Here is a 25390-nt window from a genome sequence, read left to right on the forward strand (position 1 = left end):
GTTAATTCAGATAAAGGAAGTTTAACGGGGAACTCAAAGGGGAGGCGAAAGGATGAGAATAATCATCACAGCCGTATTGGTTCTGATATTGTGTGCAACAAGTGTGATCGTTTGGCCGGGGGAGCGGGCATACGCGTGCAGTTGTGTGGAATCCAGTGTCCAGGAAAAGCTTGAAACGTATACCGCGGTATTTACGGGAAAAGTGGTTGAGATCAGTGGGCCTTCTATATTCAGCAACGAGAAGAACAAGAAGTACACGCTGGATGTGGACACGGCATGGAAAGGTGTAGACGCCAAACAAATGACCGTCCTGATCAGTAATCTGGGAGAGGGCGCTTGTGGAACAACGTTGACCAAAGATCTATCCTATCTAATCTTTGCTAATCAGAATGATAAGGATGGTAAGCTGCACAGCAGTCTATGCAGCGGTAATCTACAACTGGAACAGGCGGGAGAGGCGATAAATATGCTGGGTAAGGGTACTCCTGTAAGCCCGGATGACTTCAGGAATAGCGGTGGATATCGCAATCCGTGGATGATCGTGCTTTATGGCGGAGGGACGGTTGGATTACTTGTACTTTTAGGTGGCTGGCTGCGGAGAAGGAAGCGGCTGAGAATCTAATGGGGTAGCATTGTCTATGGTATCACTATGCCCATCATAGTTAGCAGGTTTGAGAGCAGCCAAACGAAGGAACAGAAGCGAAAATGAGCAAGGTTTAACGTATTTGACAGAAAAAATCCCCTTATGGACGTGAGCACGTTCTGTAAGAGGATTTGTATTTTGTGACTGCATGTTTAACTGTGTCTCTGTTTTGGTTATGTTGAGCATTTAATCATGATATTTGACCTTCGTGTCAACGCTGGAGCTGTAACATATACTCATACGCGGTAACACCGAATACTCGCTTGAAATGTCTGTTCAGATGTGTCAGATCCACGAAGCCACATTCGGCGACAGCGGCGTAGATGTCTTTGTGTTTTTCCAGAGATTGACGTGCGTGCTCCACCTTGCAGTTCAGGAAAAATTGATAGGGGGATATTCCGGCATGAGCTTTGAATTCACGGATAAACTGAAACTTGGACAGGCCGAATTCAGCTGAGAGATCATCCAGTTTCAACACGTCTGCGGTGCTGCAAAACATAATCTCTTTTGCTTTGCGAACGAGACTGTCCTGAGGTTTCCAGAGCGTTGCCGGCTGTTCTTCCTGGGCGAGCATTTGCACCAGATCATATAGCCGCGTGCTACACTCGGCTTCATCTTGTCTGTGCTGCACGGCATCGTTCAGCATCAGAATGCTTCGGGCAAGCTTCGGATCATAGACGATAGGGCTGGTGAAGCGCAGTTCTTTTTTACCCATAATCTGCTCGATTAATTCGGGTTTCAAATAAAGCATCACATAGTCGATGCCCTCTCGATCATAGGAACTTCCATCATGGAACTGTTCCCGGTTAAACAGCATGACACCATTCGGATGGGAGGCTTGATAATGACCGTCCAGATGATATTGCTGGATACCGCGCAACGTTACACCTACGGCATATTCCTCGTGGCAATGCTTTTTATAAGTAAAATCGGTGAAGCTGGCGGATAGAGCCAGCACGTCATCTGATCTTCTGTAGCTAAACTGTTCCATACCGCACACCTCCGCAGATTGAGTAAGTTGTTAGATAAGACCTGACACAATAATAGCTGAGTATATCAAAAAGAGAGCCATTAGCATACTGCATGTTCGCTGATATCGATTCAGTAACGATCGAAAGACAGTTCCGAACACCACCCAGCTGGAGTATGCCAGAAAACCAATACACGTAATCAGCATCACATAGAAGAACGCAGACCAGGATTCTGCAGCGACGTAAGGAAGTACATAGGCTGGAATGACGGTAAAGGTAAATAGCACCACCTTGGGATTGACAAATTGCATCATCACACCGTTCCAAAAGCCTAATATGGCCTGGGGAGCGGCTTCAGTAGAGCCCATTCGATAGACCTGATACGCGAGGTACAGCATGTAGATGCTGCCGATGATCTGCATGACTTGTAGTATGCTCGGCAAGATGTCAGCAAGAAGCTGATTCAGAAAAGCAGAAGCGGTAAGTAGTAATCCAAAAGCCAGAGTTGCTCCCCAGACATAAGGCATGGTGCGGCGTGCGCCTACTTTTTGTGTGGAGGAGAGAATGACAATATTGCTGGGGCCGGGTGTAAATGTGACAACAATACAGTAGATTAAAAAAGATAGTATATTCATCTGGAGCTCCTTCTTCGATGCTAGGTTTAAATTGAACGATCATTGTCGTAATCATAAGACAATGCAGACCTTAGCTATAGTACATTATTGCAGCTGAGCTTTGGGTTATGGTTATGTTTCCTGATCAGCTACCATTTATATAAGTTTGATTTCTCTTTTACACTTTAACGGAGAGGTTTCCTTTTTGAATGATTGCGTTTACAATCTATAACGGAGTGAGGATGTACAAATAGACATAGACCACTTGAGGAAGTGAACGAGATGAAAAAAATGCTGCTGATCTATATTGTGTTGATTGCGGCGTTTGCGTTGTATGTATTGAGGTTTGAATATACCAGTCAGGTGAATAGCTCGTGGGAAAACCGCGGACTGCGCGGTGATCTGGGTGAGACGTACATGATGATTACGTTTCAGTCCGGGCTGGAATATTGGAAGAGTCCGCTAAAAGGTTTTGAAGATGCTGCGGATGCGCTTGGCGTGACCGTCGAATATCGCGGGGCTACACGGTATGACGCCAAAGAGCAGACCACGGTGATTGAGCAGGCCATTGCACGCAAACCTGCAGGCATCGCCATATCAGCGATCGACCCGAAATCATTGATTCCTGCCATTAATAAAGCTGTGGAAGCAGATATTCCTGTGATCCTGTTCGATGCAGATGCACCAGGGAGTAAGGCATATTCATTTTTGGGAACAGATAATTACAAAGCAGGCGTAACGGCAGCGGATAAAATGGCCGAACTGCTCGGTCGTGAGGGAGAAGTAGCGGTATTAACGTTGCCGGGACAGCAGAATCATGAAGAACGAACCAAAGGATTCCGTGAAACGATTGAACAGCGATATCCTTCCATGCAAGTGGTTGAAGTGGCAGACGGACATGGGGATACGCTGAAATCCCGTGACGAAACGATCCGGATGATGAAGGCACATCCGAAGCTGGCAGGTATATTTGTCACCGAGGCAACGGGAGGAGCCGGGGCTGGGGAAGCGGTGCAAAATGCAGGCTCAAACCATGGTCAGAAGGTACACATTATTTCTTTTGACACGAATAAAGCGACACTGGATCTGATCCAAAATGGCACGATATCGGCCACGATTGCACAAGGAACATGGAACATGGGATATTGGTCACTTCAATATTTATTCCATCTGCACCACCACTTGACCGTTCCCGCGCCTTCGCCTTCTGGAGAAAACGCACCGTTGCCTGTAACGGTAGATACGGGGATCTCGGTCGTGACACGTTCGAATGTGGATGATTATTATGCAAAATAATCAGAAAACCTGGCGCTCTGTAATCGGAAATGGTGTCCGTCGCTTGCGTCTGCGCAACATGCCGTTACGGTATCAGCTGATGCTGCTGTTTTTACTTTTTGCGATTGTGCCGTCTGTAGGCTTGGGTCTGCTCGTGAATTGGACGGTAGAACGGGTGGTGGAGCGGCAGGTTGAAGGTCATACGATGCAACTGATTGGCAAGGTCAATGAAGCGCTGAATACCAAGATGGAGAACTTGCAAAATATGACGTACCTGATTGCGTTTGAACCAGATGTCAATGCATTCATGGATCATAAGATCAGCGGAGATGGGGACGGAGGCAAACGTGAACCCGAACCCGAACCCGAACCCGAACGAATTAAACCTCCGGCCAATCAAGTTTACACGGAATCCGAGCAGAATCGGTTGTATGGCATCAAGCAGACCTTGCAAGGATTCACTACGTTATATCCGGAGATAGCCGGCATCGTGCTTGTGAACGGTAGCGGTGACTATATCAGCAACGAGATGTACCCTCGAACGGAGCAGCGTTTGACCCGGGAAGATTGGTATCAAAAGGCTGCAGCGCAACCAGGTATTTTCACGGTGCTGGGTCAGCCGCAGGAGCGCAACATGACAACCCATGTGCGGTATAAAAACGATGAGATCGTATCGGTCGCCCGTTCTGTGACGGATGAGACAACCGGCCTGGTGAAGGGTGCCGTGCTGATTGACCTCAAGCTGAGGTCTGTTTCACAGGCAGCACGCAATGTGAAGCTTGGGAAATCGGGGTATGTCATGGTTACGGATGCGGAAGGACAAAGTGTATACAAACCGGAGCATCCGTTGATTGAACAGATCCCGACGAACTGGTTTGTTTCCGGGGAGAGTGGAACGTTTACGAAAGAGGTGGATAGCGAGACATTATTATTCATGTATCAATCCTCTACCTTTACAGGTTGGAGAACGGTAGGGGTATTCCCGACCAAAGAGTCCATATCCGAGGTGCGGCAGATTCAGTTTTACGTGGTGAGCTTTGTCTTCGTGGTGTGTTTGTTTGGCCTGAGTGCATCCTTGTGGTTCTCGCGTTCGATTGCCCAGCCGATTTTCCGGTTGATGTCATATATGCGAAGGGCAGAGACAGGCAATCTCAGTGCAGGACGCTGGAGCGATCGGGCTGATGAGATCGGTATGCTGGGCAACAGTTTTAACCGAATGCTCAGTCAGATTCGTCAGTTAATCTCGCTAAATGAGCTGCGGGAGCGGCAGAAACGGGATGCGGAGATGCGTAGCTTACAGGAGCATATCAAACCTCATTTTTTATATAATACGCTGGATACGATTCACTGGATGGCTCGAAAAGAAGGGACTGACGGTGTGTCCGATATGGTCTCCGCCTTGTCTCGTTTGTTCCGAATCGGGCTGAGCAAGGGTCAGGATTATATTCCGCTACACTCGGAGCTGGAGCATATCAACAGTTATTTGCAGATTCAGCAGACAAGGTACCGTGATCGTCTTCATTGTACCGTAGATGTCCCGGAAGAATTGCAGAACTTGTACGTGCTCAAACTGTTGCTCCAGCCCTTGGTGGAAAATGCAATTTACCATGGTATTAAGGGCAGACGTGGCCCAGGCCACATTGTCATTAGAGGGCATGTGCAGCAGGGGCGGCTTCATCTGACGATTCAGGACGATGGAGCCGGAATGACCAGGGAAAGGCTCGCAGAGATGCTTCAGCTGCTCGATATGCCCATGGAGAGTCTGGAATCGACTTCACCGGAGTGGACAGGCAAAAGTTATGGGATGCTGAATGTACAGGCACGCTTACGTTTATCATTCGGCAGCGATTATGGGATTTTGCTGCACAGCAAGCCGAATGAAGGAACCTGTGTTACAATTGTGCATCCGTTAATGCGTGAAATGCCTGCAACCGGAATTCCCCGGATTGAGCCGCCGGATAACCAAGATCGACAGGAGAAGGAGTGAAGAAGGCCGTGGATTATACAATGACACCCGTAAATGCAACGGATACCCTGTACCGTGTGCTGATTGCTGACGATGAACCCATTATTCGAGAAGGTATTCGGGAAGCTATGGATTGGGCCGCGCTTGGCATGGAAGTTGTCGGCGAAGCCGAGGACGGTGAAGAAGCACTCGAACAGGCGGTCGAGCTGAATGTACATGTGGTGCTGGTTGATATGAATATGCCGTTTCTGAATGGCATTGGACTGATTCGTGCTTTACAGGAGCAGTGCCCTGGAGTCCGTTATCTGATCATATCAGGACATGATGAATTCGCTTATGCTCAGGAAGCGGTTCGTCTTGGGGTGGAGGATTATATTCTGAAGCCTGTACAAGCAGACCAGTTGAGAGCTGCACTTGAGCGATTACGTCAGCGGCTGGATGAGGAACATCAGCGGACAGCATATGTCAGACAGGCGGCGCAGCAGATTGAACGGAACATTCCGCTGTTAAGACAGCGATTTTGTCAGGAGTGGATGGAGGGACAGGCAGGTGGGAAAAACCTGACGGAGCAGCTTGCATTCCTACATTTGCCGTCGGTATCGCCTGTACAAGTGGGGGTTGTGCGCTGGCCTGCTGCCGAAGCGCGTCAGACGATACTGAGAGAGACGGATCGTCAGCTGTTTCTGTTTGCTGTAGAAAATATCATTACAGAACTGCTCGAAGATCGTCCGCATGTACTCTTCCGCGATGCCAGCAGTGTCATCGGGATCTGTCTGTGGCAGGAGGCTCCAGAGGAGATCGCATCTCTGCTGGAGCAGCAGATTAGTGCTTGCTTGAATATTTCGGTACATGCCCATGTAGAACCTCACATCGGTTTGCTGGAAGAGGTGCCGGATACATACCGGCATTGCCGTGAACAGGTGTATGAAGAAGTGAAACTCTCTCCGCTCGTTCGCAGGGCACGGCAGTTGATTCAGGAAGAGTACGCAGAACGCGAGCTGACGCTCGAATCACTGGCATCCCGTTTGCAGGTATCGGCGGTGTACCTCAGCCGTGTGTTAAAAAAGGAGCTGAACGATTCCTTCGTTACACTGGTTACCCGTGCCCGCATTCGTAAGGCAGCACAGTTGCTGGACTCCACATCACTCCCGATTCATTCGATTGCTGAACGAGTAGGATATGATACACAGCATTATTTCAGCACAGCATTTAAAAAAACGATGGGCATCTCGCCTGTTCAGTATCGCAAAAATGGCGGAACGGATAGTTCCTCCGCAGGTCCGATGTAGACTTCTAAATGAATCCCATCGGATTGAACGATTATTATGACATTTTCAAAACTAACAAAAAACCCACCGCTAAGGTTAACCACCTGCGGTGGGTTTTTATTGTTCATTTCCATCAAAAGTTAAATTTTTATAAAAAAGGTTCAAAACCTGCAAAGACCCCACTGGCTGTGAAATGCTACCATGGGATGCAGAGAGGAACAATAAGCTGCACGATACTCCATGTGTTGTAAGCGTTATCTTACGAATCAAACCGAATGCGATGACGTGAGGAAAGGGGAACTTCATATGAAAAAAGGAGCAATACTCATCTGGCTGCTAATCATGGCCTTGATGCTCTCGGCCTGTAATCTGGCTGAAAGTGATGTGGGTAGCAAAGAAAAAGGATATGTCGGCATATCCATGCCTACCAAATCATCGGAACGCTGGGTGGGCGACGGAGAGAATATGGTTCGTCTGTTTCAGGAGCAAGGTTACAAAACAGATCTTCAGTACGCTGAAGACGTGGTTGAGAATCAAATCTCCCAGATTGAAAACATGATTACCAAAGGTGTCGATGTGATGGTTATCGCATCTGTTGATGGTAACACGCTAACCGATGTCATCAAGAAGGCACATGACGAAGGCATTCAGGTCATCTCGTATGACCGACTTATTCGTAATACGCCATATCTGACGTATTACGCTACGTTTGACAACTTTAAAGTCGGGGTGCTGCAAGCCTCCTACATTGAGCAGAAGCTGGGGCTTAAAGATGGCAAGGGGCCGTTTAACATTGAGCTGTTTGGCGGATCACCGGATGACAACAATGCATACTTTTTCTTCGACGGTGCAATGTCTGTACTGAAGCCATATATCGATTCTGGCAAGCTAGTCGTCCGCAGTAAACAGATGACGATGGCTCAAATTGCCACACTGCGCTGGGACGGGGCCTTGGCCCAATCACGGATGGATAACCTGCTGAGTGCTTACTATTCAGGCGATAATCTCGATGCCGTGTTATCTCCCTATGACGGAATCAGTATCGGGATCATCTCATCTCTGAAAGGGATTGGCTACGGCAAGCCGAACAAACCACTTCCCGTTATTACGGGGCAGGATGCGGAACTGGCATCCATCAAGTCCATTGTGGCTGGGGAACAGACACAGACGGTCTTCAAGGACACACGTAAGCTCGCTGAGAAAACGGTGGAGATGGCTAATAGCATTTTGCAAGGAAAACAAGCAGAGGTTAATGATACGGAATCATATAACAACGGGTTAATGGTTGTTCCGGCATATCTGCTTGACCCGATCTCTGTGGATCGGACCAACGTGGAAAAAGATATTGTAGGCAGCAAGTATTACACGAAAGAAGAAATAGGATTGCCTTAAAGGTACATCCAGGAAAGGAGCACATGCCATGACGGACATCATTCTTGAGATGAAGAACATAACCAAAACGTTCCCGGGAGTTAAAGCGCTGGAGAACGTTAACCTGAAAATCCGGGAAGGCGAAATTCATTCCATATGCGGAGAGAATGGAGCCGGCAAGTCTACATTGATGAAGGTGCTAAGCGGAGTATACCCGCATGGAAGCTATGAAGGGGACATTTTGTTCCGTGGTAAAACATGTGAATTCAAAGATATTAAGCAGAGCGAGGATCTGGGCATTGTCATTATTCATCAGGAGCTGGCGCTGATCCCGTATCTCTCCATTGCGGAAAATATATATCTTGGCAATGAACGTGCCAGTAAGGGCATCGTGAATTGGAAGGAAACCTTTGTCGGAACACGTGAACTTCTTGGCAAAGTTGGTCTGAACGAAAATCCGAACACGCTGGTATCCAGCATCGGCGTAGGTAAGCAGCAACTTGTTGAAATTGCGAAAGCGCTCTCCAAAAAAGTACGTTTGCTCATCCTGGATGAGCCTACGGCAGCATTGAATGAGGACGACAGTGAAAATCTGCTGCAACTGATGCTGGAATTCAAAAAGCAAGGCATCGCCTGTATCCTGATCTCCCACAAGCTGAACGAGGTCACGAAGGTTTCAGATGCGGTAACCATTCTGCGGGACGGCAAAACGATTGAAACGCTCGATATGAAAAAGGATAACGTTAGCGAGGATCGCATTATCAGCGGCATGGTTGGACGGGATCTGACGAGCCGCTACCCTGAACGTCATGCCACCATTGGTGACGTGGTGCTGGAAGTGAAAGACTGGACGGTGTATCACGAGCATCAGGCGGAGCGCAAGGTGCTGGATCAGATCAACATGAACATCAGACGCGGTGAGATTGTAGGCATCGCGGGATTGATGGGGGCAGGACGGACAGAGCTTGCGATGAGTATTTTCGGCAAATCGTATGGGCGCAACATTTCTGGACAGTTGGTCAAGGATGGCAAGCCGATTCAGAACAACAGTGTGACTGAGGCGATTCAGAATGGTTTTGCTTATGTGACGGAGGATCGCAAGGAATATGGCCTTATTTTGATGGATGATATCAAACGCAACATTTCACTCACCGGACTTGGCAAACTGACTCGTAATGCCGTTGTGAACGAGCAGGAGGAAGTACTGGTTGCGGAAGAGATGAAAAAAAGCATGAACATTAAAGCTCCTAATATCCTGCAGAAAACAGGCAATCTGAGCGGAGGTAACCAGCAGAAGGTGGTGCTGAGCAAATGGATTTTTGCCGGGCCGGATATTCTCATTCTGGATGAGCCGACACGCGGGATCGACGTGGGTGCCAAGTTCGAAATTTATACGATTATCCACCGGCTTGCTGCCGAAGGCAAGGGTGTGCTGGTGATTTCATCAGAGTTGCCAGAGGTTCTCGGCCTGTGTGACCGGATTTATGTGATGAATGCCGGACGAATCACGGGTGAAGTTAACCGGGAGCAGGCATCGCAAGAAACACTGATGAGATATATGACCAAGTCTGGAGGCGGTAAGCATGGAAACGGTAACTAAACTGTTCAAAAATAATATACGTCAATATGGCATGATCATTGCCCTCGTTGTCATTATGATTCTCTTTGAGGTACTGACGAGCGGGCTGCTGCTCAAGCCAATTAATATCACGAACCTGATTTTGCAAAACAGTTACATTTTAGTCCTCGCCATTGGTATGGTGCTGGTCATTATCACAGGACATATCGACTTGTCCGTTGGTTCCATTGCGGCCTTTGTCGGCGCTGTAGCCGCCATTATGATGGTCGATTGGCAGCTTCCAGCCTGGCTTGCAGTTATTGCTTCCTTGCTGGTGGGTGCACTAATAGGTGCATGGCAAGGCTTCTGGATCGCGTATGTGCGGATTCCGGCCTTCATTGTTACGCTGGCGGGCATGCTGCTGTTCCGCGGTCTGACCATGATCGTACTGGAAGGGCAGTCTATTTCTCCTTTCCCTGCCGGGTTCCAGAAAATTAGCTCCGGTTTCTTGCCGGATGTTCAATTCTCTGGCCTGGGTCTGGTATCTATCATTGTGGGGATTGCACTTACGATCTGGTACATTGTGAATGAACTTCGGGAACGTGCTTCCCAGCGTAAGTATGGCTTTGAAGTGGTGTCGCAAGGCCTGTTCCTGCTCAAGCTGATTGTGGTAGCAGCAGTTACCAACCTGTTCACCTTTGTACTGGCAAGTTATGCGGGTATTCCGAACATTCTGGTGCTCCTGTTTGTGCTGATCGTGGTGTATTCCTTTGTCATGAATCGTACGGTTATGGGACGTCATGTGTATGCACTCGGCGGCAATGAGAAGGCAGCCGGACTGTCTGGTGTTAAAACGAAAAAAGTGACCTTCTGGGTGTTCGTAAATATGGGTACACTTGCAGCTGTATCGGGCTTGATCTTCGCTGCGCGTCTGAATGCGGCTACGCCAAGAGCGGGTACCAACTTTGAGCTGGATGCCATTGCGGCCTGCTTCATCGGTGGAGCATCGGCATCGGGCGGGATTGGAACCGTTTTTGGTGCAATCATCGGTGGTCTGGTCATGGGTGTGCTGAACAACGGGATGTCCCTGATTGGTCTAGGGATTGACTGGCAACAGGGAATCAAAGGATTGGTGCTGTTGCTGGCAGTGGCATTTGATATCTATAACAAAAACAAAAGAGCTGCTTAAATCATAACAGTTGGTTCGTAGCTCGCTCCGACAGGTCTTATGAGATGCCGTAAATTTGAAATATGGAGTTAGTGAAAAGGCTTGGCATGTGCCAAGCCTTTTTGTTTTTATTTTGGAACCGCAATCCACAACGTCCATGAGTCCTTCTCGATAATTGCATCAGCACGGTTTCTAAGTTTGCTGTTAATAAACACAATCAGCTCTCCAAGCTCATGGTCTGTTAATTCATGAAGAATAGAGCGTCCAGTTCGCTGCGCCAGATCGCTATTCAATGCAGCCATGTCCTGGTGAACACATCTAGTCTCCCAAAGCTGCACTGTTTTAAGGATCACGAATCCATTAGAATCAAGCAATTTTTGGACTTCAGCGGCTTCGTGCCGACGGGAGCGTTCCATGTCAATCAATTTAGGATACTTTTCGAAGAAGTAACCCCTAATATGATTTTCATCCCCTGGCATTAAACAATCTTCCGGTGTTCTGTCTTGAATGATGAATACACCGCCAGGTTTCAGGATACGCTTAGCTTCTTGAAAACAGCTGTGCAAATCATGCAAATGATGTATGAGCGCTCTTTCTAAGACGATATCAAAGGTATGGTCTGGAAGCCCTGAGTTGTAGGCATTCCCTTGTTGCAATGTGACATTGCTCAGATTCTCACAATGTCGAGCCGCCCCTTGTAACATCTCATGTGAAAAGTCTACTCCAGTAACATGTGCTGCCCCTGAGCTTGCTAAAGCTCTAGTATAAATCCCTCCGCCGCAGCCGATGTCAACAATTTCTTTACCAACTATGCCTGCATGCTCCTTAATCAAAGATAACCAAGATACATCGGCAGTTCTGGTTGTGTACGTCATTCGGTTTCGTTTATCGTGAAAATTAATTGGCATTCAAATCACCTCTTGTTCCGTTGTGTGAAACGTAGTTTCAATAAGTGATATGCCTTTACAATACCATAATTATCTTCATCGTCAAGAGGCGCTGGCTTAAATATACATTTTTGAATTAGAGACGGCTTAGTTTAAACCGATCCCTACACAGTATGATTTACATCAGTGCGCCTATGAAACGTGTAGCAATACCAAAGTAGATAAACAGGGACAAAATATCATTTAACGTCGTAATTAACGGGCCCGATGCCACAGCGGGATCAACCTTGAAACGACTGAGCAGGAGCGGGATACATGTGCCTGTCAGTGTGCCGATAATCAGCGTTAAGAACAGGGATACCCCGATAATCATACCGAGTAGCCAGTCCCCTTGCCAGATATACGCAATGACCGTGATCAGCAGACCGCAGACAAGACCGATCATCGTACCGACTTTAATCTCTCGTCCAATCAGAGCGAGTACAGTTGACCTGTCCAGCTTGCGTCCAATAAGTCCGCGTACGACAACAGCAAGGGACTGCGTGCCTGTATTTCCCGTCATTCCGGCTATCATGGGCATGAAGAACGCAAGAGCGACAACCTGATTCAGCGTATCTTCAAAGAAATCCACAATGCTTCCTGATATCAATCCAATCAATAACAGCAAAATAAGCCAGGGTAACCTGCGTCTGACCGCAACGAGCGGTTTCGTATCAAAGTCAATATCTTTACCGCCGCCGCCCATTTTGGCGAGGTCTTCACTGGCCTCATCCATAATGATGTCAATGACGTCGTCCATCTGGATAATCCCGCACAGCCGGTTGTTCTCATCCACAACCGGAAGGGCAATGAACTCGTAACGCTGGAGCAACTGGGCAGCTTCTTCCTGATCCATATCTACGGTGGCGTGGATGACCCGTCTGGTCATCAATTCTTCAACCTTGGTTTTGTCGTCAGCCAGGGCGAGAGAACGATAACTGACCACACCAGCCAGCTTGCCCTGATCGTCGACAACATAGAGATAACTGGAGGCGGAGAGGTGTAACGTGCCTTGCGATTGTCTCAGTGCTTCCTTGGCTGTATCGTGGGTGAACAAGGTACGATAGCGGTCAGTCATGATCCGTCCGGCTGTCTCTGGTGGATAGCTAAGTACAGACCGGATAATGGCGGAGTGGTCCAGATTCATGCTGGATAACAGCTCTTCCCTGCGTTTTGCGGGCAGATCGTGCATGAAGCGGATGAGGTCACTTTTGTCCATCTGCTGCATGACTTCCAGTGTACGTTCTGGCCCGAGTCGTTCGAACAATTCAGCCTGCTCGTGCAGCTTCAGGTTCTCGGCCAGATCGGCAAGGGTATCCGGTTTAAATAGAAGAAGAAAACGATTCTTTTCGTCTTCAGGGAATTTTTTATAGATAAGTGAAAGATCATAGGGGCGCAGTTCCTTCACCAGTTTATAGAATTCCGGTAGATTCTGGGAATGTACATGCTGTGTCAGTTGCTGGGTGATCTCTTCAACGGAAAAATCTTTATTGGCTTGAGAACCGTTCATATTGACACTCCTTTCCTGAATGGTCAGCTTCATATTTTTAAACGGAAACGCTCTGTTCTTAAACAATGGTACATGCAGTGAAGTATAAGACATATTGAAATCTTGCTCAAACATTCGAGAAGGGCTTACAAATGAAAACACTCAGGATATACTTGTTCTACAGCAACAAATGAGGAGGTCGTTTGCCCTTGGAAACCGAGATTCGAACGCAACTGCTCAGCCTGGCTGAGCCGGAATACCAGAAATTCGCAGCGTCCCTTATTCCGAACATTTCAAATGTGCTGGGTGTGCGCTTACCCACAATTCGCAAAATAGCCAAACAGATTGCTGCAGCAGACTGGCGAACGTATCTGGATACGGCGCAGGATGAATATTTTGAAGAAGTGATGCTGCAAGCAATGGTGATTGGTCATGTGCAAGCAGATCTGGACGAGCTGCTGACACGCATTGCGGCTTTTGTACCCAAAATCGATAACTGGTCGGTGTGTGACAGCTTCTGTGCCGGACTGAAATATACGAAAGTGCATGCCGAAGCGATGTGGAACTTCATTCAACCTTATTTGAAGTCTAATCAGGAATATGAGATCCGGTTTGGTGTCGTGATGCTGCTGAACTTTTACTTGGAGGAGCCCTATATTCATCAGGTGTTACCCTTACTTGATCAGATTAAACATGAGGCCTATTATGTGAAAATGGCGGTGGCTTGGGCAATCTCGATTGCTTATGTGAAACAGCCTGAAGTGACTATGCCTTATTTGAAGTACAATACGCTTGATGATTTTACGTACAACAAGGCACTCCAGAAGATTACGGAATCGTACCGTACGACACCCGAGGACAAGCAAATGATACGAAGCATGAAACGTAAGGTGAAAAAGCAGACACAGACACAGACAACCTCCTGATATAAACTATGGAGTAGAGAAGGTGAGTATGTGATGAGGCAAAAGATGATGTACACCACCATGCAGCTGGACGGTCGTCCGTGGAGCCTGCTAGCAACCGAAAAGGGACTGTGCCGCGTGGTGATGCCCAATGAAACGTTGGAGGACTGGCATGGCTGGATCGGCAAAATTGCGCCGGGCGTTGAACTCGAAGAGAATGAGCAGGTATTAAGGCAGACAGGCATGATGGATTGGCTGAAGACTTATTTTGCAGGAGAAAAGATCGCTTTTACAGCTGAAATCCCACTTGACCTGATTGGTACCGAATTTCAACAGAATGTATGGAAAGCACTCGGGCGCGTGCCGTATGGCGAGACTCGCACGTATGGAGACATTGCTAGTGCCATCGGCAGACCTGCTGCTGTACGAGCTGTAGGTGCAGCGAACGGGGCGAATCCCATTCCAGTATTGCTGCCATGCCACCGGATTATTGGTGCCAATCGCAAACTGACGGGTTTTCGTGGAGGTCTGGAGATGAAACGCAGACTATTGGATATTGAACGGATTGAAGGCGTGACGGATGGTGGACATGCACGGTTTGATTTTTAATGTATCGTTTGATATCTATATCATATAGCAGGTTAAAGAGAATTGAGGGATAGAAAATGCAACAGCAACACGCATACTGGCTGACCAATGTAAGATTGGAACAAGGATATATTCACGAAGGAGCAGAGGTAATTGGCACACAAACAGACCTTGCTCATTTGCGGATTGAGGACGGAGTCATTGCTGCCATTGTGGGCGGTAATGATCCTCTGACGGACAAGCTGCCACAGGTGGATGGGAGAGGGATGCTTCTACTGCCTTCATTCCAGGAAGCGCATATTCATCTGGATAAAACCTATTATGACGGGCCGTGGAAAGCTGTTCGACGTAGCTCCAGCATCTTTGATCGCATTGAGGAGGAAAAGGTGCTGCTGCCGAAGTTGCTACCCGATGCGAAACGTCAGGCGGAGAGTATTCTCGCATTAATACAGACCTATGGCTCCACACATGTTCGTGCACATTGCAATATTGAACCTGTTAGCGGGCTGAAACGATTGGAAGCAACCAAGCAGGCTCTGGAAAGTTATACAGGTAAAATCTCTTCAGAGATTGTTGCTTTCCCGCAACATGGACTGTTACGCTCAAACTCAGTCGAACTGATGGGACAAGCCATGGCCGAGGGGGCAACACATGTGGGCGGACTTGATCCCTATACTGTAGATGAGAATGTGGAGAAATCGCTGCATACCATGATGGAACTGGCAGTCAAACATCAGGCCGGGATCGATATGCATTTGCATGATGGTGGTGAAGCTGGCAAGCAAACACTGCTTGAACTTGTCAGACTGACTGAAGAAGCTGGGCTTCAAGGTCAAGTTACGGTGAGTCATGCGTTCTGGTTTGCCGGAGCGGAGCGGCAGGAAGCCGAAGAGATAGCGAGCCGTATGGCAACGCTGGGAATGAGTATTGCTTCAACGGTGCCGATCGGCAGAACGATGATGCCACTTCCGATGCTGCAACGAGTGGGTGTAAACGTGAAACTGGCCACGGACAGTCTGACGGATCACTGGTCTCCATTTGGCAGCGGGGATATGCTGGAAAAGGCAGGCCGTTTCGCCGAACTATATGGATATAGCGATGAATTATCGTTGTCTCAATCGCTGGCCTATGTAACGGGCGGAGTGACACCGTTGAATGCAGCAGGGAAGAAGGTATGGCCGAAGGCTGGGGATGAAGCGAGCTTTGTACTGGTACAGGCGAGTTGTGCAGCTGAAGCGGTTGCTCGCAGAGCCGACCGGAAAGCGGTGTGGTATCAAGGTCAAGTGGTGAGCGGAACGTTAACTTAGAGTAAACAAAATAAAGCATGAGGATTAAGCCACGGATACCGTGGCTTTTTTTCGTAGGAAAGTGTAGAAGGAAGGTTAGCTCATAAAGAGGAAGAAACTATACGCTAGTACCACATTTTGGGTTATGATAGATTATGATTTTAAGATAGAAGGAGTTGTCACATGAACATTAAATACGCATCACAAGCAGACTATACATACGTTGTTGAAAAAGATCGGCATATCCATCCCACACTTATTGAATCCAAAATGAAAGAGAAGGAAATATATATCCTCTGGGAAGACGGGGTAAGGATTGGCTGGATGAGATATGCATACTTTTGGGACAACATCCCTTTCATGAACATGATCTGGATTGACGAGCCGTTTCGTAGTCGTGGATCAGGGCAACATGTTGTGCAGTATTGGGAGAATGAAATGAAACAGAAGGGTTTTGAGATGGTTATGACCTCCACACAGTCGGATGAGCATGCGCAGCATTTCTATCGGAAAATGGGCTATGTGGATGCCGGAGCATTGCTGCTGGATACACAACCGTTGGAAATTATATTGATGAAGAAAATTTAGGGTGTGTCTGAAAACGCTGAAGGAGACATGAATATGAATCATCACATGGAGAACAGAGTGACTTTACAACAGATCACACAGGAAAATGAACAGGAGTGCATTCATCTTCGGCCACGGGAGGATCAACTCTCACTGGTAGCCAGCAATGCCGATTCTTTGATTCATGCGACCAAGGAAGTGACTTCGAGACCTTACGGGATCTATGCGGGAAACGATATGGTCGGGTTTATTTTGTTTGATAATGAAATGTATACCGATGGGTATTATTGGATTCTTCGTTTTATGATTGATGGCAAACATCAGGGCCAAGGTTTCGGCAAACGTGCCATTCAGGAAATGATTCACATGTTGCAACAACGTAGTGACTGTAGGCAAATCCGGGTATCTCATGTACCTCATAATGTAGCGGCTAATGCAATGTACAAACGTTGTGGCTTTCAGGAAACGGGTGAATTTGAGGATAATGGTGACATTATTTTAAGTTATCAGGTCAGAGAATAGGGGCGGAAAAAATGATCAGAGAAGCCGAAGTGAGCGATGCAGCAGCTATTGAGGGATTGTACAGGGAACTATTGCCTAATCGCACGGATACTGTGGTGCTGGCTGAACGAATTGAGGAGATGATGCAAGGCAAGGGATATGGCACAGAGTTAATGGAACATCTGGAACACGTATGTGTGCAGATGAATGCATTGAAGATGCTGCTTGCTAGCGGGGCTACCAGGTATGCGGCCCATCAATTTTATAAGAAGCTTGGTTATGATGGCTAGTCCAGCAAAATATTTAAAATATATCTATAAATTATTTAGGAAAAGGATCAATCCAACAAAATGGGAAATAACCAACACCAATACAAGTTTTTGAATAAAAGATTTATGGTAATGACGTTTACACTGCTGATTATGACGTTATGTTGTCTAGGAGTTGCTGCATATCTGCGAGCAAAGCTCGGTTCAAACATGTATGCCTTTTTGGGTTGGGACATGTTTCTGGCATGGGTTCCCTTTGTCATTTCAACGATAATTGCTCTTGTTTTTCAAGGTAAGGCTATGAGACTTGGATGGCTGGGCAAGACTTTGACAGTTTTGCTCGGTCTAATCTGGCTTTTCTTTTTGCCTAATGCGGCCTATCTGTTTACAGAGATGCTTCACGCATTCCGATATTTTTCGGTTCAGCCCGGGAGTCCTTTTTGGTTTAACATGGATTTTTGGTATAGTCTGACGCTTACGTTTGCCGTTGCCGTCGTGGGTTTGCTACTCTCGACACGCTCTGTGATGCAAATACAACAGGTGCTTCATCGGTTTGTACACAGGTTCGTTTGCTGGATGGTCGTGGGAGTTATCTTGCTTCTGAGCAGTTTAGGCGTGTATATCGGCAGATTTAATCGCTGGAATTCATGGGATATCGTATCCCGGCCGGGTCAGATTATGACCGATTTATGGAATGATTTTAGCGAAGGCAATGGCATTATGTTAGCGTTTGTAACCCTGCTGTTTGTAATTCAAGGGTTTGCATATGTAATTATTCCATTAATAAGTAATTCGATCAATCAGGAGGGAAAGACATGAGGAATGCTTCTGATTTTATCTATCAACTGCCTGGTATTCATGAGTGTCAGCGAATTTTCAAGGCAGTAGCGATGCTGGATGCGATTTTGATGCCGGAATGGGAGTACAGGTACTATTCGTACAATGCACAGTGGGATTCAAATGAACAGATGGCCTCCATGAGAGATGGGGAGGGGGATCACTATTTTGCTTTGTTTGATTCCAGCGGTGTGATCATCAAAGGTTACGACAAAGCCTATGCGTCTCTTCATAAGCATCAATATAGTGATGTGTTGCAGGGCGTGCCGTCGGTGTTCGAAACGTTTCTGGAAGAACCTGCTTTTATGATGGATCAGACCACCTTCTGCATCTGGAACGAAGAGGAACAGAACAAGTGGACCTCAACTCAACAGCTTCCGGATGAAGCGTATGCTCTGCTACAAGTTTTTGTGGGCGGTGCAGAGTACTATCATGCCTGGGCTCAGGAGTACTATGAGATTGAATTGGATCTACAGCCGATCCAGCATATTTTTTCCATGAAACCATTGAATGAACAGCTGCTGCAAGCATTAAATCCGGAGATTGAGCTAGACGAGTTGGAAGAGGATGTTACAGAAATCGGATACCCGGTACAGGAGGAATGACATATGAATTTAACAGAATGGACTGCAGATACACTTCAATATGATCTGTCGGAGGAATACTCAATTCGGCTTGCGGATGTTACGGAGTGGGGGTTATTTTGCACCATTTATTATGATATGGGATACGTCGGATTTTTCAGGGAAGAAGAATTCAGTTCCTCAAGGTGCAGTGCGTACTGGATTTATCAGGGGGAAAGTAAAATAGGCGGTGTACGAATGGAGCCTAACAAGATGTATCATTTGTTTATCATCCCGCCATTCCAGCAAGGCTTTGAGATCGTTAAGCTGCTGAAACGTAAATTAATGCAGTGGTCGGATTGCAGCAAACGTATTCTGTCATTCGAGATTCTTCCGGGTCAGGTCGACTGGTTTGCAAGAGCCGGATTCTGGCCGGCCGAGTTCAGATGCCGATGGATGCAGCGGCCTACGGATCATTTTGATGTGGATTGGGATAGCAGGGTGACCGTGAAAAGTCCAGAGATTATCGAAAAAGAATCAGGTGGCTTCAAATATGTGAACGAAGGGGAGATTGCCCAGTGCGATCTGGAAAGTTTCGGTGGAAGTCTGGAAGCAACGCGAAGAAAAAAGAGCTCACTAGAAGATTTTACACCTGACGAAGATCCTAATTATACGAACGAAATTCTGACTCAGGCATCTACATTGGTATACGATCAGGAGACGGGGGAGTTGATCGCCAACTGCCGTCTATGTCTACAGGACAATCAGGCTGCGGTATACAGTATTGGTGTCATTCCTGCGTATAGAGGCAGAGGACTTGCTACCCAAATGTTGCAAAGAGCATTAACGATGCTCAAGGGACACTATCCATTTTTGCGACTGTATGTGATGGAAGGTAATGATGCCGAGTCGGTATATCTGAATCTCGGTTTTGTTCAAGGTGTACAGGAGATTCAGACAATGTATATTCCTGAGGAGCAAGCGGAATAAGGTTGTCCTATTCAGAAAAAGGAGGAGGAGTTCATGATATTCGCCATAATTATTTGTTTACTTATACTTTTGATCTTAGGTCAATATGTCATCAAGACGGCCATTGATACTTCAAAAAATACTCAGCATACGAAAGAGGTTTTGGAAGAGTTAAAGGAAATTAAGGCTTTATTGAGAGCCAAGCAGTAGAAGTAAGCTTCTGTTCGCTGGAGACTTTGGCACATGACTGACCACAATCGTTATCATCAGCCACATATAAATCAGATGCGGAAATGGTTCCACACGCATACCTTTAATGAATGAAGGGCAGGTCTGCTTTTAGATAAATGGTAAAATAGGCTGTAACGAAAGTTCAATTCCGTTTGTTTAATACAGTAAGACAGGAGGAATGCATAATGGTTGATCATAAGGCATTGATTATTATTGATGTGCAGAGCGCGATGTTTGATGAGTCTGATCCTGTATATCAGGGTGAGCAGCTGCTGAGAAAAATTCAAGTGCTGATCACCTCAGCCCGTGATGCTGGACATCGTGTGATTTATATACAGCATAGTGAAGGCGCAGGGAGTCCGTTGGAACGAGGAACAGCGGGATGGGAGATCCATCCGTCCATTGCACCGAATGAGGGTGATCTGATTTTTGAAAAAGAAACCCCGGATTCATTTCACGGAACAGAGCTTCATTTGAAATTGCAGGAACTCGGCATAACCGAGCTGATTCTCGCAGGTATGCAGACGGAGATATGTGTGGATACAACTTGTCGCAGAGCCTTTAGTTTGGGCTATAAAATACAGCTCGTTCGAGATGCACATAGCACATGGAACTCCAGTGTACTTCGGGCAGACCAGATTATTGAACATCATAATTCCGCGTTAAGTATGTTTGCCCGTGTTGTGGATTCGAAACATGTTACGAGGTGATGAGGCATGAACAATCTGTTTGAGGAGGAACAAAAGGGGACGTAATGAAGATACATAAAAAAATATTAAATCTGTCGTTCTGGCTTGCTGCACTGGCTGTGCTTTTTATTCCCGGTACTTTGCATACGGAAAATGTTCCACTTCGAACAGAGTATGGATTTCCACTTCGTTTTTTAACGGACTACCATATCTCAAACTCGGAAGGGTCGATCTGGTTCATATCGGATATGCATATTAATTTACTGGTATATTTCGTGAATGTTCTATTTATTTATGCTGGAATACATGTGCTGGTTTATATCAAAAAGAGATTAACCCGGAAATCATCGGATTGAATAATGCCACACTAAATAGGAGGCAAGATATGGAGACCTTTTTTCGATACAACTGGATGGTGCGTGAACAGTGGTATGCTTGGTGTACAGACCTGCCATCAGAAGAATTACTTCGACCACGCACAGGTGGCGTAGGAAGCATTTTGAAGACTTTTTTTCATGTCATTGATGTCGAGTGGAGCTGGCTTCAGCTGATGCAAGGAAAACCGGATGGTGCGGAGGATTTTGCACAATATCAGACGCTCGAATCCGTTCGGGAACTGGATTATAAGCTGCATCAGGACGTGGAAGCCTTTGTTTTAGCTTGGGAGCCGAGCATGGAACAGAGAGCTTACATCGACCGCCGACGCGACGGGCACGTGGATATGGATGCTTGGGGCGAAATTATGCGTCATGTGATTGCACATGAAATTCATCATATGGGACAGTTATCCGTATGGGCGAGAGAGCTTGGCAAAGAGCCTGTATCTGCTAATCTTATAGGCAAAGGGCTGATTCAACCTAACCATGACGAAGGGGCGTGAGTACAAGGGATGCGGCTTGATGACATCAACTGGGTTCAACTGGATGAAACGGTTCGGCAGAAAATGATGCAGATGCATCGACTCATCCGGCTTAAGCCTGGATTAGAAGCGGAAGTGTTGCACGTTGAGTTGCATAATCAGGACTGCGTGTTGAAAATATGGAACAAGGAATCTCGGCCGGACATTCAAAAACAATATCAATTATTGCAGAAGTTGATGCAAAACGGGATTCAGGTATCCAAGCCGTATGGTTGGGGGATCGATCAGCATCAAAATCAAGTGTTGCTGACCAGCTACGACGGCGTACCGGTTGTACAGTTAGATCAATCTATACTAAGACGGATGGGATATCCACCAGTATCCAGTCCATGTTGGTGAATCGCAGACGGAACAATTAGAACAAGATTACATCCCTCGCTACAACTTTGTTGACTATTTTTTTCCTCAGGCTGGCAAACACGAAGATATCTATCCCATCGTTCATGACTTGATACAGCGTGTACAGATCAGACAGAAGCATTTGATTCATGGAGACTATAACCTGGGGAACATCGTTGAGATGAATGGAAAATATACTATTATTGACTGGACCAACGGACAATACGGAGACCCCAGATACGATATGGCATGGTCATTTTTCCTAATTACCATCTATAACGGAGAAAAGTACGGCGAGTTTTATCAGGCCGAATTACGTGCTGTTAATAGCAGCATGCCGGATGAAGAACCAGCCTTTGAAGCGTTGGCTTGGTTACGCTGGGTACTGCTTTCGCGCGGTGGTGATGTTCCGGGAGATTCGGAAGTGATGCGACGTGTGTTGAATATAGCTGCTCAAAACCCCTACCTGCACGCAAACTTGTTGTAGCTAAAATATCACCTTAATAGAGCTAGAGCATTTCCTTAAATCCGCAAAATATGCTTTCGGTATTCGCAATATCTTTTTCAAGGTAGCTATCAAGCCTGTCCTAAATTCACGTTTTCTGCATACCTATGGTAGTAGAGGAGCGTGATGAGTAATGGAACAGAAGGTACAGACGTATTTCGAACTGAAACAGCAGCAGAAAGAGATTGAACAAACGTTATCGGTATTGAGAGATGAGATCGTGGCATACTGCGCGCAGCAAGGGGTGTACGAGACAGAAGTAGGCAGTTATAAGGTGAAAACGGTGCTCCAGCACCGGAAGGAATATGACGATCAGAAGCTATACGCTTCCCTGCCCGACCCGGAGATCTGGAGGCTCATGTCCAAGGTGGACAGCCATAAATTGAAGAGCCTGATTAAGCTGAATGTTCTCTCCGAGGAACAGGTTAGCCCGGCATGTACCGTGAAGCAGGTTACGTTGTTGCAGGTAGACAAGTTATAACGTATATTACTGCTTTCTATCCTTATGTTCTGAAATTGGTAGAATTTCAGGGGGCAAAACGTTTATTTTGTTCAGGGAAAGCGCATTCATTTTTCGTTATGATCAAAGAAACAAATCTGCGAGGAGGAACCAGGATGTCTACCGAAATTCCGTCCCTACATACTGCTTATGCCGATTCATTCAAAATAGGTGCAGCAGTACATACGAGAATGCTACAATCCGAAGGGCAATTTATTGCGAAGCATTACAACAGTGTTACCGCGGAGAATCAGATGAAGTTTGAAGAGGTTCATCCGCGAGAGCATGAATATACGTTTGAGGCAGCAGATGAGATCGTTGATTTTGCAGTGGGTCATGCGATAGGTGTACGTGGTCATACTTTGGTATGGCATAATCAGACGCCGGCATGGGTATTTGAGGATGCTTCCGGAGGCCCGGCTTCGAGAGAGTTGATGTTGTCCCGGTTGAAACAGCATATCGATACAGTTGTTGGCCGTTACAAAGGACAGATTTACGCATGGGATGTTGTGAACGAGGCCATTGAGGATAAGACCGACATAATTATGCGAGATACCAAATGGTTACGATTGCTGGGAGAAGATTACCTGGCTCGAGCATTCCATATGGCTCATGAAGCTGATCCTGATGCATTGCTATTCTATAATGATTACAACGAGACAAACCCGGTCAAACGGGAGAAAATATACAATTTGGTACGGTCTCTGCTGGAGCAGGGAGTACCTGTACACGGCATTGGTATGCAGGGGCACTGGAATATCCATGGCCCTTCCATTGAGGAGATCCGTCAAGCCATTGAACGTTATGCTTCACTGGATGTAGAGCTTCATCTAACCGAATTGGATCTATCCGTGTTTCAACATGATGATCAGCGCACCGATCTGACAGAGCCAACGTCCGAGATGTTGGAGCTTCAAGAGAAGCGGTATGAGGACGTTTTTCAACTGTTCCAGGAGTATAAATCCAATATCACTTCCGTGACATTCTGGGGTGTTGCTGATAACTATACTTGGTTGGATCATTTTCCGGTACGAGGCCGCAAAAATTGGCCATTTTTGTTTGATACACAGCTGCAGCCAAAGGATTCATTTTGGCGTATTCTTGGGCAAAAGTAAGGATCAAGTCTAGGCAGAAGCTCAAGTTCAGTTTAGATATAAGTTCAAGCTAACATCCAGCGATCCGCTGAGTGTTTCGGAATAATAGCCTTACATGCACACCTCATAAAAAGAGGCGAGCTTGTAAGGCTTTTTTGAAGTATCTTATGAATAGAGCAGATTTATTCTAATCTTAGCATTGTCACATCGACTGTACGATGCCATACTGGAGAAAAAAAGGGGAAATGGCAGGTGAATCCATGTACAAGGTCATAGTAGCAGATGATGAGCCGTTTATGCTGGAAGGCTGGAGAACGATGATCGATTGGCAAGGCTGCGGATATGAGTTGTGTGGAACTGCAACGGATGGAGAAGAAGCACTTGAACTGATTCATCATGTAAATCCGGATCTGGTGGTAACCGATATTCAGATGCCGGTGCTTGATGGACTTGGCCTGATTCGAACCATGCGTGAAGAGCTGAGATATGATTCCCAGATCGTTATCGTGACAGGGTATTCCGAGTTTGGTTACGCACAACAGGCGATACGATATCGGGTGAATGAATATGTGCTTAAACCTTTGGTACCCGAAGAGATTCATGAGTTATTACGGAACCTGATTATTCCGCTGGATACACAGAGACAGGAAATTGAGAATAGGCAAGCAGAAGAGCGATATGATGCAATGGGGCTATTAGATTCACATACGGATGAGGGTGTCATGATTGAAGAAGCGGATCTCGAGAAGATGGCGTATCGCGCAAAACAGATCCTGGCTTTAATTGAAGCGGGAGATGTAACAGGCATTGATGGTGCTGTGGATGATATGCTGCAAGAGATGGGGGAATCTAGGGCTGCGATGGGCTGGACTCAAAGTGCAGTCAGGTATATCCATGGAGAACTGTTGCGCAGATATGGCATGATCGGAGCGGATCAGACCCTCCTTCAGGGCCGGACATGGCATCATACAGAGAGTTGGTTCATGGGAGATTTGAAGAAATTGTTTATCCGAATTACGGAAACATTTGCTGCAACGGCTCAGGCTGATCCGGGTTCTGGTGGACTGGTGGCTGAGGCTGTCCAGTATCTGAAGGAACATTATCGCACCAAAATCAAATTGCAGCAGCTGGCGAATCACATTCATGTTAACGCGGCTTATCTAGGTCAGCAGTTCAAGCGGGAGATGGGAGTCAGCTTCAGTGAATACGTTCATCGTCTTCGGATCGAAGAGGCACGCAGAATGCTTCGCCGAACTAATATGAAAATCTCAGATATTGCATTTGAACTGGGTTATCATGATGCGGAGTATTTCACCGAAAAGTTTAAAGCGCTTACAGGTGAGCTTCCATCTCTATATAAAAACAATCAAGGGTGATTAT

At 46.7% G+C, this 25390-nt stretch carries 28 protein-coding genes; 24 read left to right on the plus strand and 4 right to left on the minus strand.

Features of this window, described 5'->3' with window-relative positions; all coding sequences use genetic code 11:
* Positions 1 to 52 precede the first annotated feature (52 nt).
* Positions 53 to 622: a hypothetical protein gene (locus ACUTVW_RS09670; protein ID WP_445645591.1), complete on the plus strand. Its 570-nt coding sequence runs from the start codon at positions 53 to 55 to the stop codon at positions 620 to 622.
* 232 nt (positions 623 to 854) lie between these two features.
* Here ACUTVW_RS09670 and ACUTVW_RS09675 read toward each other — a convergent pair whose 3' ends face one another.
* Positions 855 to 1634 (minus strand): AraC family ligand binding domain-containing protein, encoded by a 780-nt coding sequence (locus ACUTVW_RS09675; RefSeq protein ID WP_445645592.1) that lies wholly within the window; start codon positions 1632 to 1634, stop codon positions 855 to 857.
* A gap of 30 nt (positions 1635 to 1664) precedes the next feature.
* Positions 1665 to 2249 carry a LysE family translocator gene (locus ACUTVW_RS09680; RefSeq protein ID WP_445645593.1) on the minus strand — a complete coding sequence of 195 codons (585 nt, stop codon included), beginning with the start codon at positions 2247 to 2249 and terminating at the stop codon, positions 1665 to 1667.
* Between the two features lie 261 nt (positions 2250 to 2510).
* Here ACUTVW_RS09680 and ACUTVW_RS09685 point away from each other — a divergent pair, with 261 nt between their 5' ends.
* From ACUTVW_RS09685 to mmsB, 6 genes are all read left to right on the plus strand, one after another.
* Positions 2511 to 3524, plus strand: a complete 1014-nt coding sequence (locus ACUTVW_RS09685; protein WP_445645594.1) for a substrate-binding domain-containing protein — start codon at positions 2511 to 2513, stop codon at positions 3522 to 3524.
* Entirely contained in the window at positions 3505 to 5490 is a 1986-nt protein-coding gene (locus ACUTVW_RS09690; RefSeq protein ID WP_445645867.1) for a cache domain-containing sensor histidine kinase, read from the plus strand. The genes ACUTVW_RS09685 and ACUTVW_RS09690 overlap by 20 nt, the downstream gene beginning before the upstream one ends.
* A gap of 20 nt (positions 5491 to 5510) precedes the next feature.
* The gene (locus ACUTVW_RS09695) at positions 5511 to 6758 is read left to right on the plus strand and encodes a response regulator transcription factor (RefSeq protein WP_445645868.1); all 1248 of its coding nucleotides are present in this window, start codon (positions 5511 to 5513) and stop codon (positions 6756 to 6758) included.
* Positions 6759 to 7043: 285 nt separating this feature from the next.
* Complete coding sequence (gene chvE / locus ACUTVW_RS09700) at positions 7044 to 8129, plus strand: multiple monosaccharide ABC transporter substrate-binding protein (RefSeq protein WP_445645595.1); 1086 nt, start codon at positions 7044 to 7046, stop codon at positions 8127 to 8129.
* Positions 8130 to 8157: 28 nt separating this feature from the next.
* A complete protein-coding gene (mmsA, locus tag ACUTVW_RS09705; protein WP_445645596.1) occupies positions 8158 to 9708 on the plus strand; it encodes a multiple monosaccharide ABC transporter ATP-binding protein in 1551 nt (516 codons plus the stop codon).
* The gene (gene mmsB / locus ACUTVW_RS09710) at positions 9692 to 10855 is read left to right on the plus strand and encodes a multiple monosaccharide ABC transporter permease (RefSeq protein WP_434749846.1); all 1164 of its coding nucleotides are present in this window, start codon (positions 9692 to 9694) and stop codon (positions 10853 to 10855) included. Before mmsA ends, mmsB begins: the two co-directional genes overlap by 17 nt.
* 107 nt (positions 10856 to 10962) lie before the next feature.
* Here the strand turns inward: mmsB and ACUTVW_RS09715 are convergent, their stop codons facing one another.
* Positions 10963 to 11742, minus strand: a complete 780-nt coding sequence (locus ACUTVW_RS09715; RefSeq protein WP_445645597.1) for a methyltransferase domain-containing protein — start codon at positions 11740 to 11742, stop codon at positions 10963 to 10965.
* Positions 11743 to 11899: 157 nt separating this feature from the next.
* The gene (gene mgtE / locus ACUTVW_RS09720) at positions 11900 to 13270 is read right to left on the minus strand and encodes a magnesium transporter (protein ID WP_445645598.1); all 1371 of its coding nucleotides are present in this window, start codon (positions 13268 to 13270) and stop codon (positions 11900 to 11902) included.
* A 188-nt stretch (positions 13271 to 13458) separates the two neighbouring features.
* On the opposite strand from mgtE, the gene ACUTVW_RS09725 reads away from it, so the two are divergent.
* The 17 genes from ACUTVW_RS09725 to ACUTVW_RS09805 all read left to right on the plus strand — a co-directional run bounded on the left by ACUTVW_RS09725 (position 13459) and on the right by ACUTVW_RS09805 (position 25386).
* Entirely contained in the window at positions 13459 to 14175 is a 717-nt protein-coding gene (locus tag ACUTVW_RS09725) for a DNA alkylation repair protein (RefSeq protein WP_445645599.1), read from the plus strand.
* Positions 14176 to 14208: 33 nt separating this feature from the next.
* Entirely contained in the window at positions 14209 to 14763 is a 555-nt protein-coding gene (locus ACUTVW_RS09730; RefSeq protein ID WP_445645869.1) for a methylated-DNA--[protein]-cysteine S-methyltransferase, read from the plus strand.
* A gap of 56 nt (positions 14764 to 14819) precedes the next feature.
* Positions 14820 to 16049 (plus strand): amidohydrolase, encoded by a 1230-nt coding sequence (locus ACUTVW_RS09735; protein ID WP_445645600.1) that lies wholly within the window; start codon positions 14820 to 14822, stop codon positions 16047 to 16049.
* Positions 16050 to 16211: 162 nt separating this feature from the next.
* Complete coding sequence (locus tag ACUTVW_RS09740) at positions 16212 to 16616, plus strand: GNAT family N-acetyltransferase (RefSeq protein WP_445645601.1); 405 nt, start codon at positions 16212 to 16214, stop codon at positions 16614 to 16616.
* A gap of 33 nt (positions 16617 to 16649) precedes the next feature.
* Positions 16650 to 17117, plus strand: a complete 468-nt coding sequence (locus tag ACUTVW_RS09745; RefSeq protein ID WP_445645602.1) for a GNAT family N-acetyltransferase — start codon at positions 16650 to 16652, stop codon at positions 17115 to 17117.
* An 11-nt stretch (positions 17118 to 17128) separates the two neighbouring features.
* On the plus strand, positions 17129 to 17386 hold the full coding sequence (locus tag ACUTVW_RS09750) for a GNAT family N-acetyltransferase (protein ID WP_445645603.1): 258 nt from the start codon (positions 17129 to 17131) through the stop codon (positions 17384 to 17386).
* A gap of 60 nt (positions 17387 to 17446) precedes the next feature.
* Entirely contained in the window at positions 17447 to 18184 is a 738-nt protein-coding gene (locus ACUTVW_RS09755) for a DUF1361 domain-containing protein (protein ID WP_445645604.1), read from the plus strand.
* A complete protein-coding gene (locus ACUTVW_RS09760; RefSeq protein ID WP_445645605.1) occupies positions 18181 to 18807 on the plus strand; it encodes a hypothetical protein in 627 nt (208 codons plus the stop codon). The genes ACUTVW_RS09755 and ACUTVW_RS09760 overlap by 4 nt, the downstream gene beginning before the upstream one ends.
* A gap of 3 nt (positions 18808 to 18810) precedes the next feature.
* The gene (locus ACUTVW_RS09765) at positions 18811 to 19755 is read left to right on the plus strand and encodes a GNAT family N-acetyltransferase (RefSeq protein WP_445645606.1); all 945 of its coding nucleotides are present in this window, start codon (positions 18811 to 18813) and stop codon (positions 19753 to 19755) included.
* A 395-nt stretch (positions 19756 to 20150) separates the two neighbouring features.
* On the plus strand, positions 20151 to 20675 hold the full coding sequence (locus ACUTVW_RS09770; protein ID WP_445645607.1) for a cysteine hydrolase family protein: 525 nt from the start codon (positions 20151 to 20153) through the stop codon (positions 20673 to 20675).
* A gap of 44 nt (positions 20676 to 20719) precedes the next feature.
* Positions 20720 to 21010: a hypothetical protein gene (locus tag ACUTVW_RS09775; RefSeq protein ID WP_445645608.1), complete on the plus strand. Its 291-nt coding sequence runs from the start codon at positions 20720 to 20722 to the stop codon at positions 21008 to 21010.
* Between the two features lie 29 nt (positions 21011 to 21039).
* Positions 21040 to 21534, plus strand: coding sequence for a DinB family protein (locus ACUTVW_RS09780; RefSeq protein ID WP_445645609.1), 495 nt, complete (start codon positions 21040 to 21042; stop codon positions 21532 to 21534).
* A gap of 9 nt (positions 21535 to 21543) precedes the next feature.
* Positions 21544 to 21912, plus strand: coding sequence for a hypothetical protein (locus ACUTVW_RS09785; protein ID WP_445645610.1), 369 nt, complete (start codon positions 21544 to 21546; stop codon positions 21910 to 21912).
* A 109-nt stretch (positions 21913 to 22021) separates the two neighbouring features.
* Complete coding sequence (locus ACUTVW_RS09790) at positions 22022 to 22399, plus strand: phosphotransferase (RefSeq protein ID WP_445645611.1); 378 nt, start codon at positions 22022 to 22024, stop codon at positions 22397 to 22399.
* Positions 22400 to 22550: 151 nt separating this feature from the next.
* Positions 22551 to 22898, plus strand: a complete 348-nt coding sequence (locus ACUTVW_RS09795) for a hypothetical protein (RefSeq protein ID WP_445645612.1) — start codon at positions 22551 to 22553, stop codon at positions 22896 to 22898.
* Positions 22899 to 23032: 134 nt separating this feature from the next.
* Positions 23033 to 24031 (plus strand): endo-1,4-beta-xylanase, encoded by a 999-nt coding sequence (locus ACUTVW_RS09800; protein ID WP_445645613.1) that lies wholly within the window; start codon positions 23033 to 23035, stop codon positions 24029 to 24031.
* Between the two features lie 239 nt (positions 24032 to 24270).
* Positions 24271 to 25386: a response regulator transcription factor gene (locus ACUTVW_RS09805; RefSeq protein WP_445645614.1), complete on the plus strand. Its 1116-nt coding sequence runs from the start codon at positions 24271 to 24273 to the stop codon at positions 25384 to 25386.
* Positions 25387 to 25390: the final 4 nt, after the last annotated feature.

The organism is Paenibacillus sp. TSA_86.1, assembly GCF_052691815.1.

What these genes read in the sequence shown, in the direction of transcription:
- ACUTVW_RS09670 (WP_445645591.1), top strand. Translation starts at nt 53, where the DNA reads ATGAGAATAATCATCACAGCCGTATTGGTTCTGATATTGTGTGCAACA.
- ACUTVW_RS09675 (WP_445645592.1), bottom strand. Translation starts at nt 1,634, where the DNA reads ATGGAACAGTTTAGCTACAGAAGATCAGATGACGTGCTGGCTCTATCC.
- ACUTVW_RS09680 (WP_445645593.1), bottom strand. Translation starts at nt 2,249, where the DNA reads ATGAATATACTATCTTTTTTAATCTACTGTATTGTTGTCACATTTACA.
- ACUTVW_RS09685 (WP_445645594.1), top strand. Translation starts at nt 2,511, where the DNA reads ATGAAAAAAATGCTGCTGATCTATATTGTGTTGATTGCGGCGTTTGCG.
- ACUTVW_RS09690 (WP_445645867.1), top strand. Translation starts at nt 3,505, where the DNA reads ATGATTATTATGCAAAATAATCAGAAAACCTGGCGCTCTGTAATCGGA.
- ACUTVW_RS09695 (WP_445645868.1), top strand. Translation starts at nt 5,511, where the DNA reads ATGACACCCGTAAATGCAACGGATACCCTGTACCGTGTGCTGATTGCT.
- chvE (WP_445645595.1), top strand. Translation starts at nt 7,044, where the DNA reads ATGAAAAAAGGAGCAATACTCATCTGGCTGCTAATCATGGCCTTGATG.
- mmsA (WP_445645596.1), top strand. Translation starts at nt 8,158, where the DNA reads ATGACGGACATCATTCTTGAGATGAAGAACATAACCAAAACGTTCCCG.
- mmsB (WP_434749846.1), top strand. Translation starts at nt 9,692, where the DNA reads ATGGAAACGGTAACTAAACTGTTCAAAAATAATATACGTCAATATGGC.
- ACUTVW_RS09715 (WP_445645597.1), bottom strand. Translation starts at nt 11,742, where the DNA reads ATGCCAATTAATTTTCACGATAAACGAAACCGAATGACGTACACAACC.
- mgtE (WP_445645598.1), bottom strand. Translation starts at nt 13,270, where the DNA reads ATGAACGGTTCTCAAGCCAATAAAGATTTTTCCGTTGAAGAGATCACC.
- ACUTVW_RS09730 (WP_445645869.1), top strand. Translation starts at nt 14,209, where the DNA reads ATGAGGCAAAAGATGATGTACACCACCATGCAGCTGGACGGTCGTCCG.
- ACUTVW_RS09735 (WP_445645600.1), top strand. Translation starts at nt 14,820, where the DNA reads ATGCAACAGCAACACGCATACTGGCTGACCAATGTAAGATTGGAACAA.
- ACUTVW_RS09740 (WP_445645601.1), top strand. Translation starts at nt 16,212, where the DNA reads ATGAACATTAAATACGCATCACAAGCAGACTATACATACGTTGTTGAA.
- ACUTVW_RS09745 (WP_445645602.1), top strand. Translation starts at nt 16,650, where the DNA reads ATGAATCATCACATGGAGAACAGAGTGACTTTACAACAGATCACACAG.
- ACUTVW_RS09750 (WP_445645603.1), top strand. Translation starts at nt 17,129, where the DNA reads ATGATCAGAGAAGCCGAAGTGAGCGATGCAGCAGCTATTGAGGGATTG.
- ACUTVW_RS09755 (WP_445645604.1), top strand. Translation starts at nt 17,447, where the DNA reads ATGGGAAATAACCAACACCAATACAAGTTTTTGAATAAAAGATTTATG.
- ACUTVW_RS09760 (WP_445645605.1), top strand. Translation starts at nt 18,181, where the DNA reads ATGAGGAATGCTTCTGATTTTATCTATCAACTGCCTGGTATTCATGAG.
- ACUTVW_RS09765 (WP_445645606.1), top strand. Translation starts at nt 18,811, where the DNA reads ATGAATTTAACAGAATGGACTGCAGATACACTTCAATATGATCTGTCG.
- ACUTVW_RS09770 (WP_445645607.1), top strand. Translation starts at nt 20,151, where the DNA reads ATGGTTGATCATAAGGCATTGATTATTATTGATGTGCAGAGCGCGATG.
- ACUTVW_RS09775 (WP_445645608.1), top strand. Translation starts at nt 20,720, where the DNA reads ATGAAGATACATAAAAAAATATTAAATCTGTCGTTCTGGCTTGCTGCA.
- ACUTVW_RS09780 (WP_445645609.1), top strand. Translation starts at nt 21,040, where the DNA reads ATGGAGACCTTTTTTCGATACAACTGGATGGTGCGTGAACAGTGGTAT.
- ACUTVW_RS09785 (WP_445645610.1), top strand. Translation starts at nt 21,544, where the DNA reads ATGCGGCTTGATGACATCAACTGGGTTCAACTGGATGAAACGGTTCGG.
- ACUTVW_RS09795 (WP_445645612.1), top strand. Translation starts at nt 22,551, where the DNA reads ATGGAACAGAAGGTACAGACGTATTTCGAACTGAAACAGCAGCAGAAA.
- ACUTVW_RS09800 (WP_445645613.1), top strand. Translation starts at nt 23,033, where the DNA reads ATGTCTACCGAAATTCCGTCCCTACATACTGCTTATGCCGATTCATTC.
- ACUTVW_RS09805 (WP_445645614.1), top strand. Translation starts at nt 24,271, where the DNA reads ATGTACAAGGTCATAGTAGCAGATGATGAGCCGTTTATGCTGGAAGGC.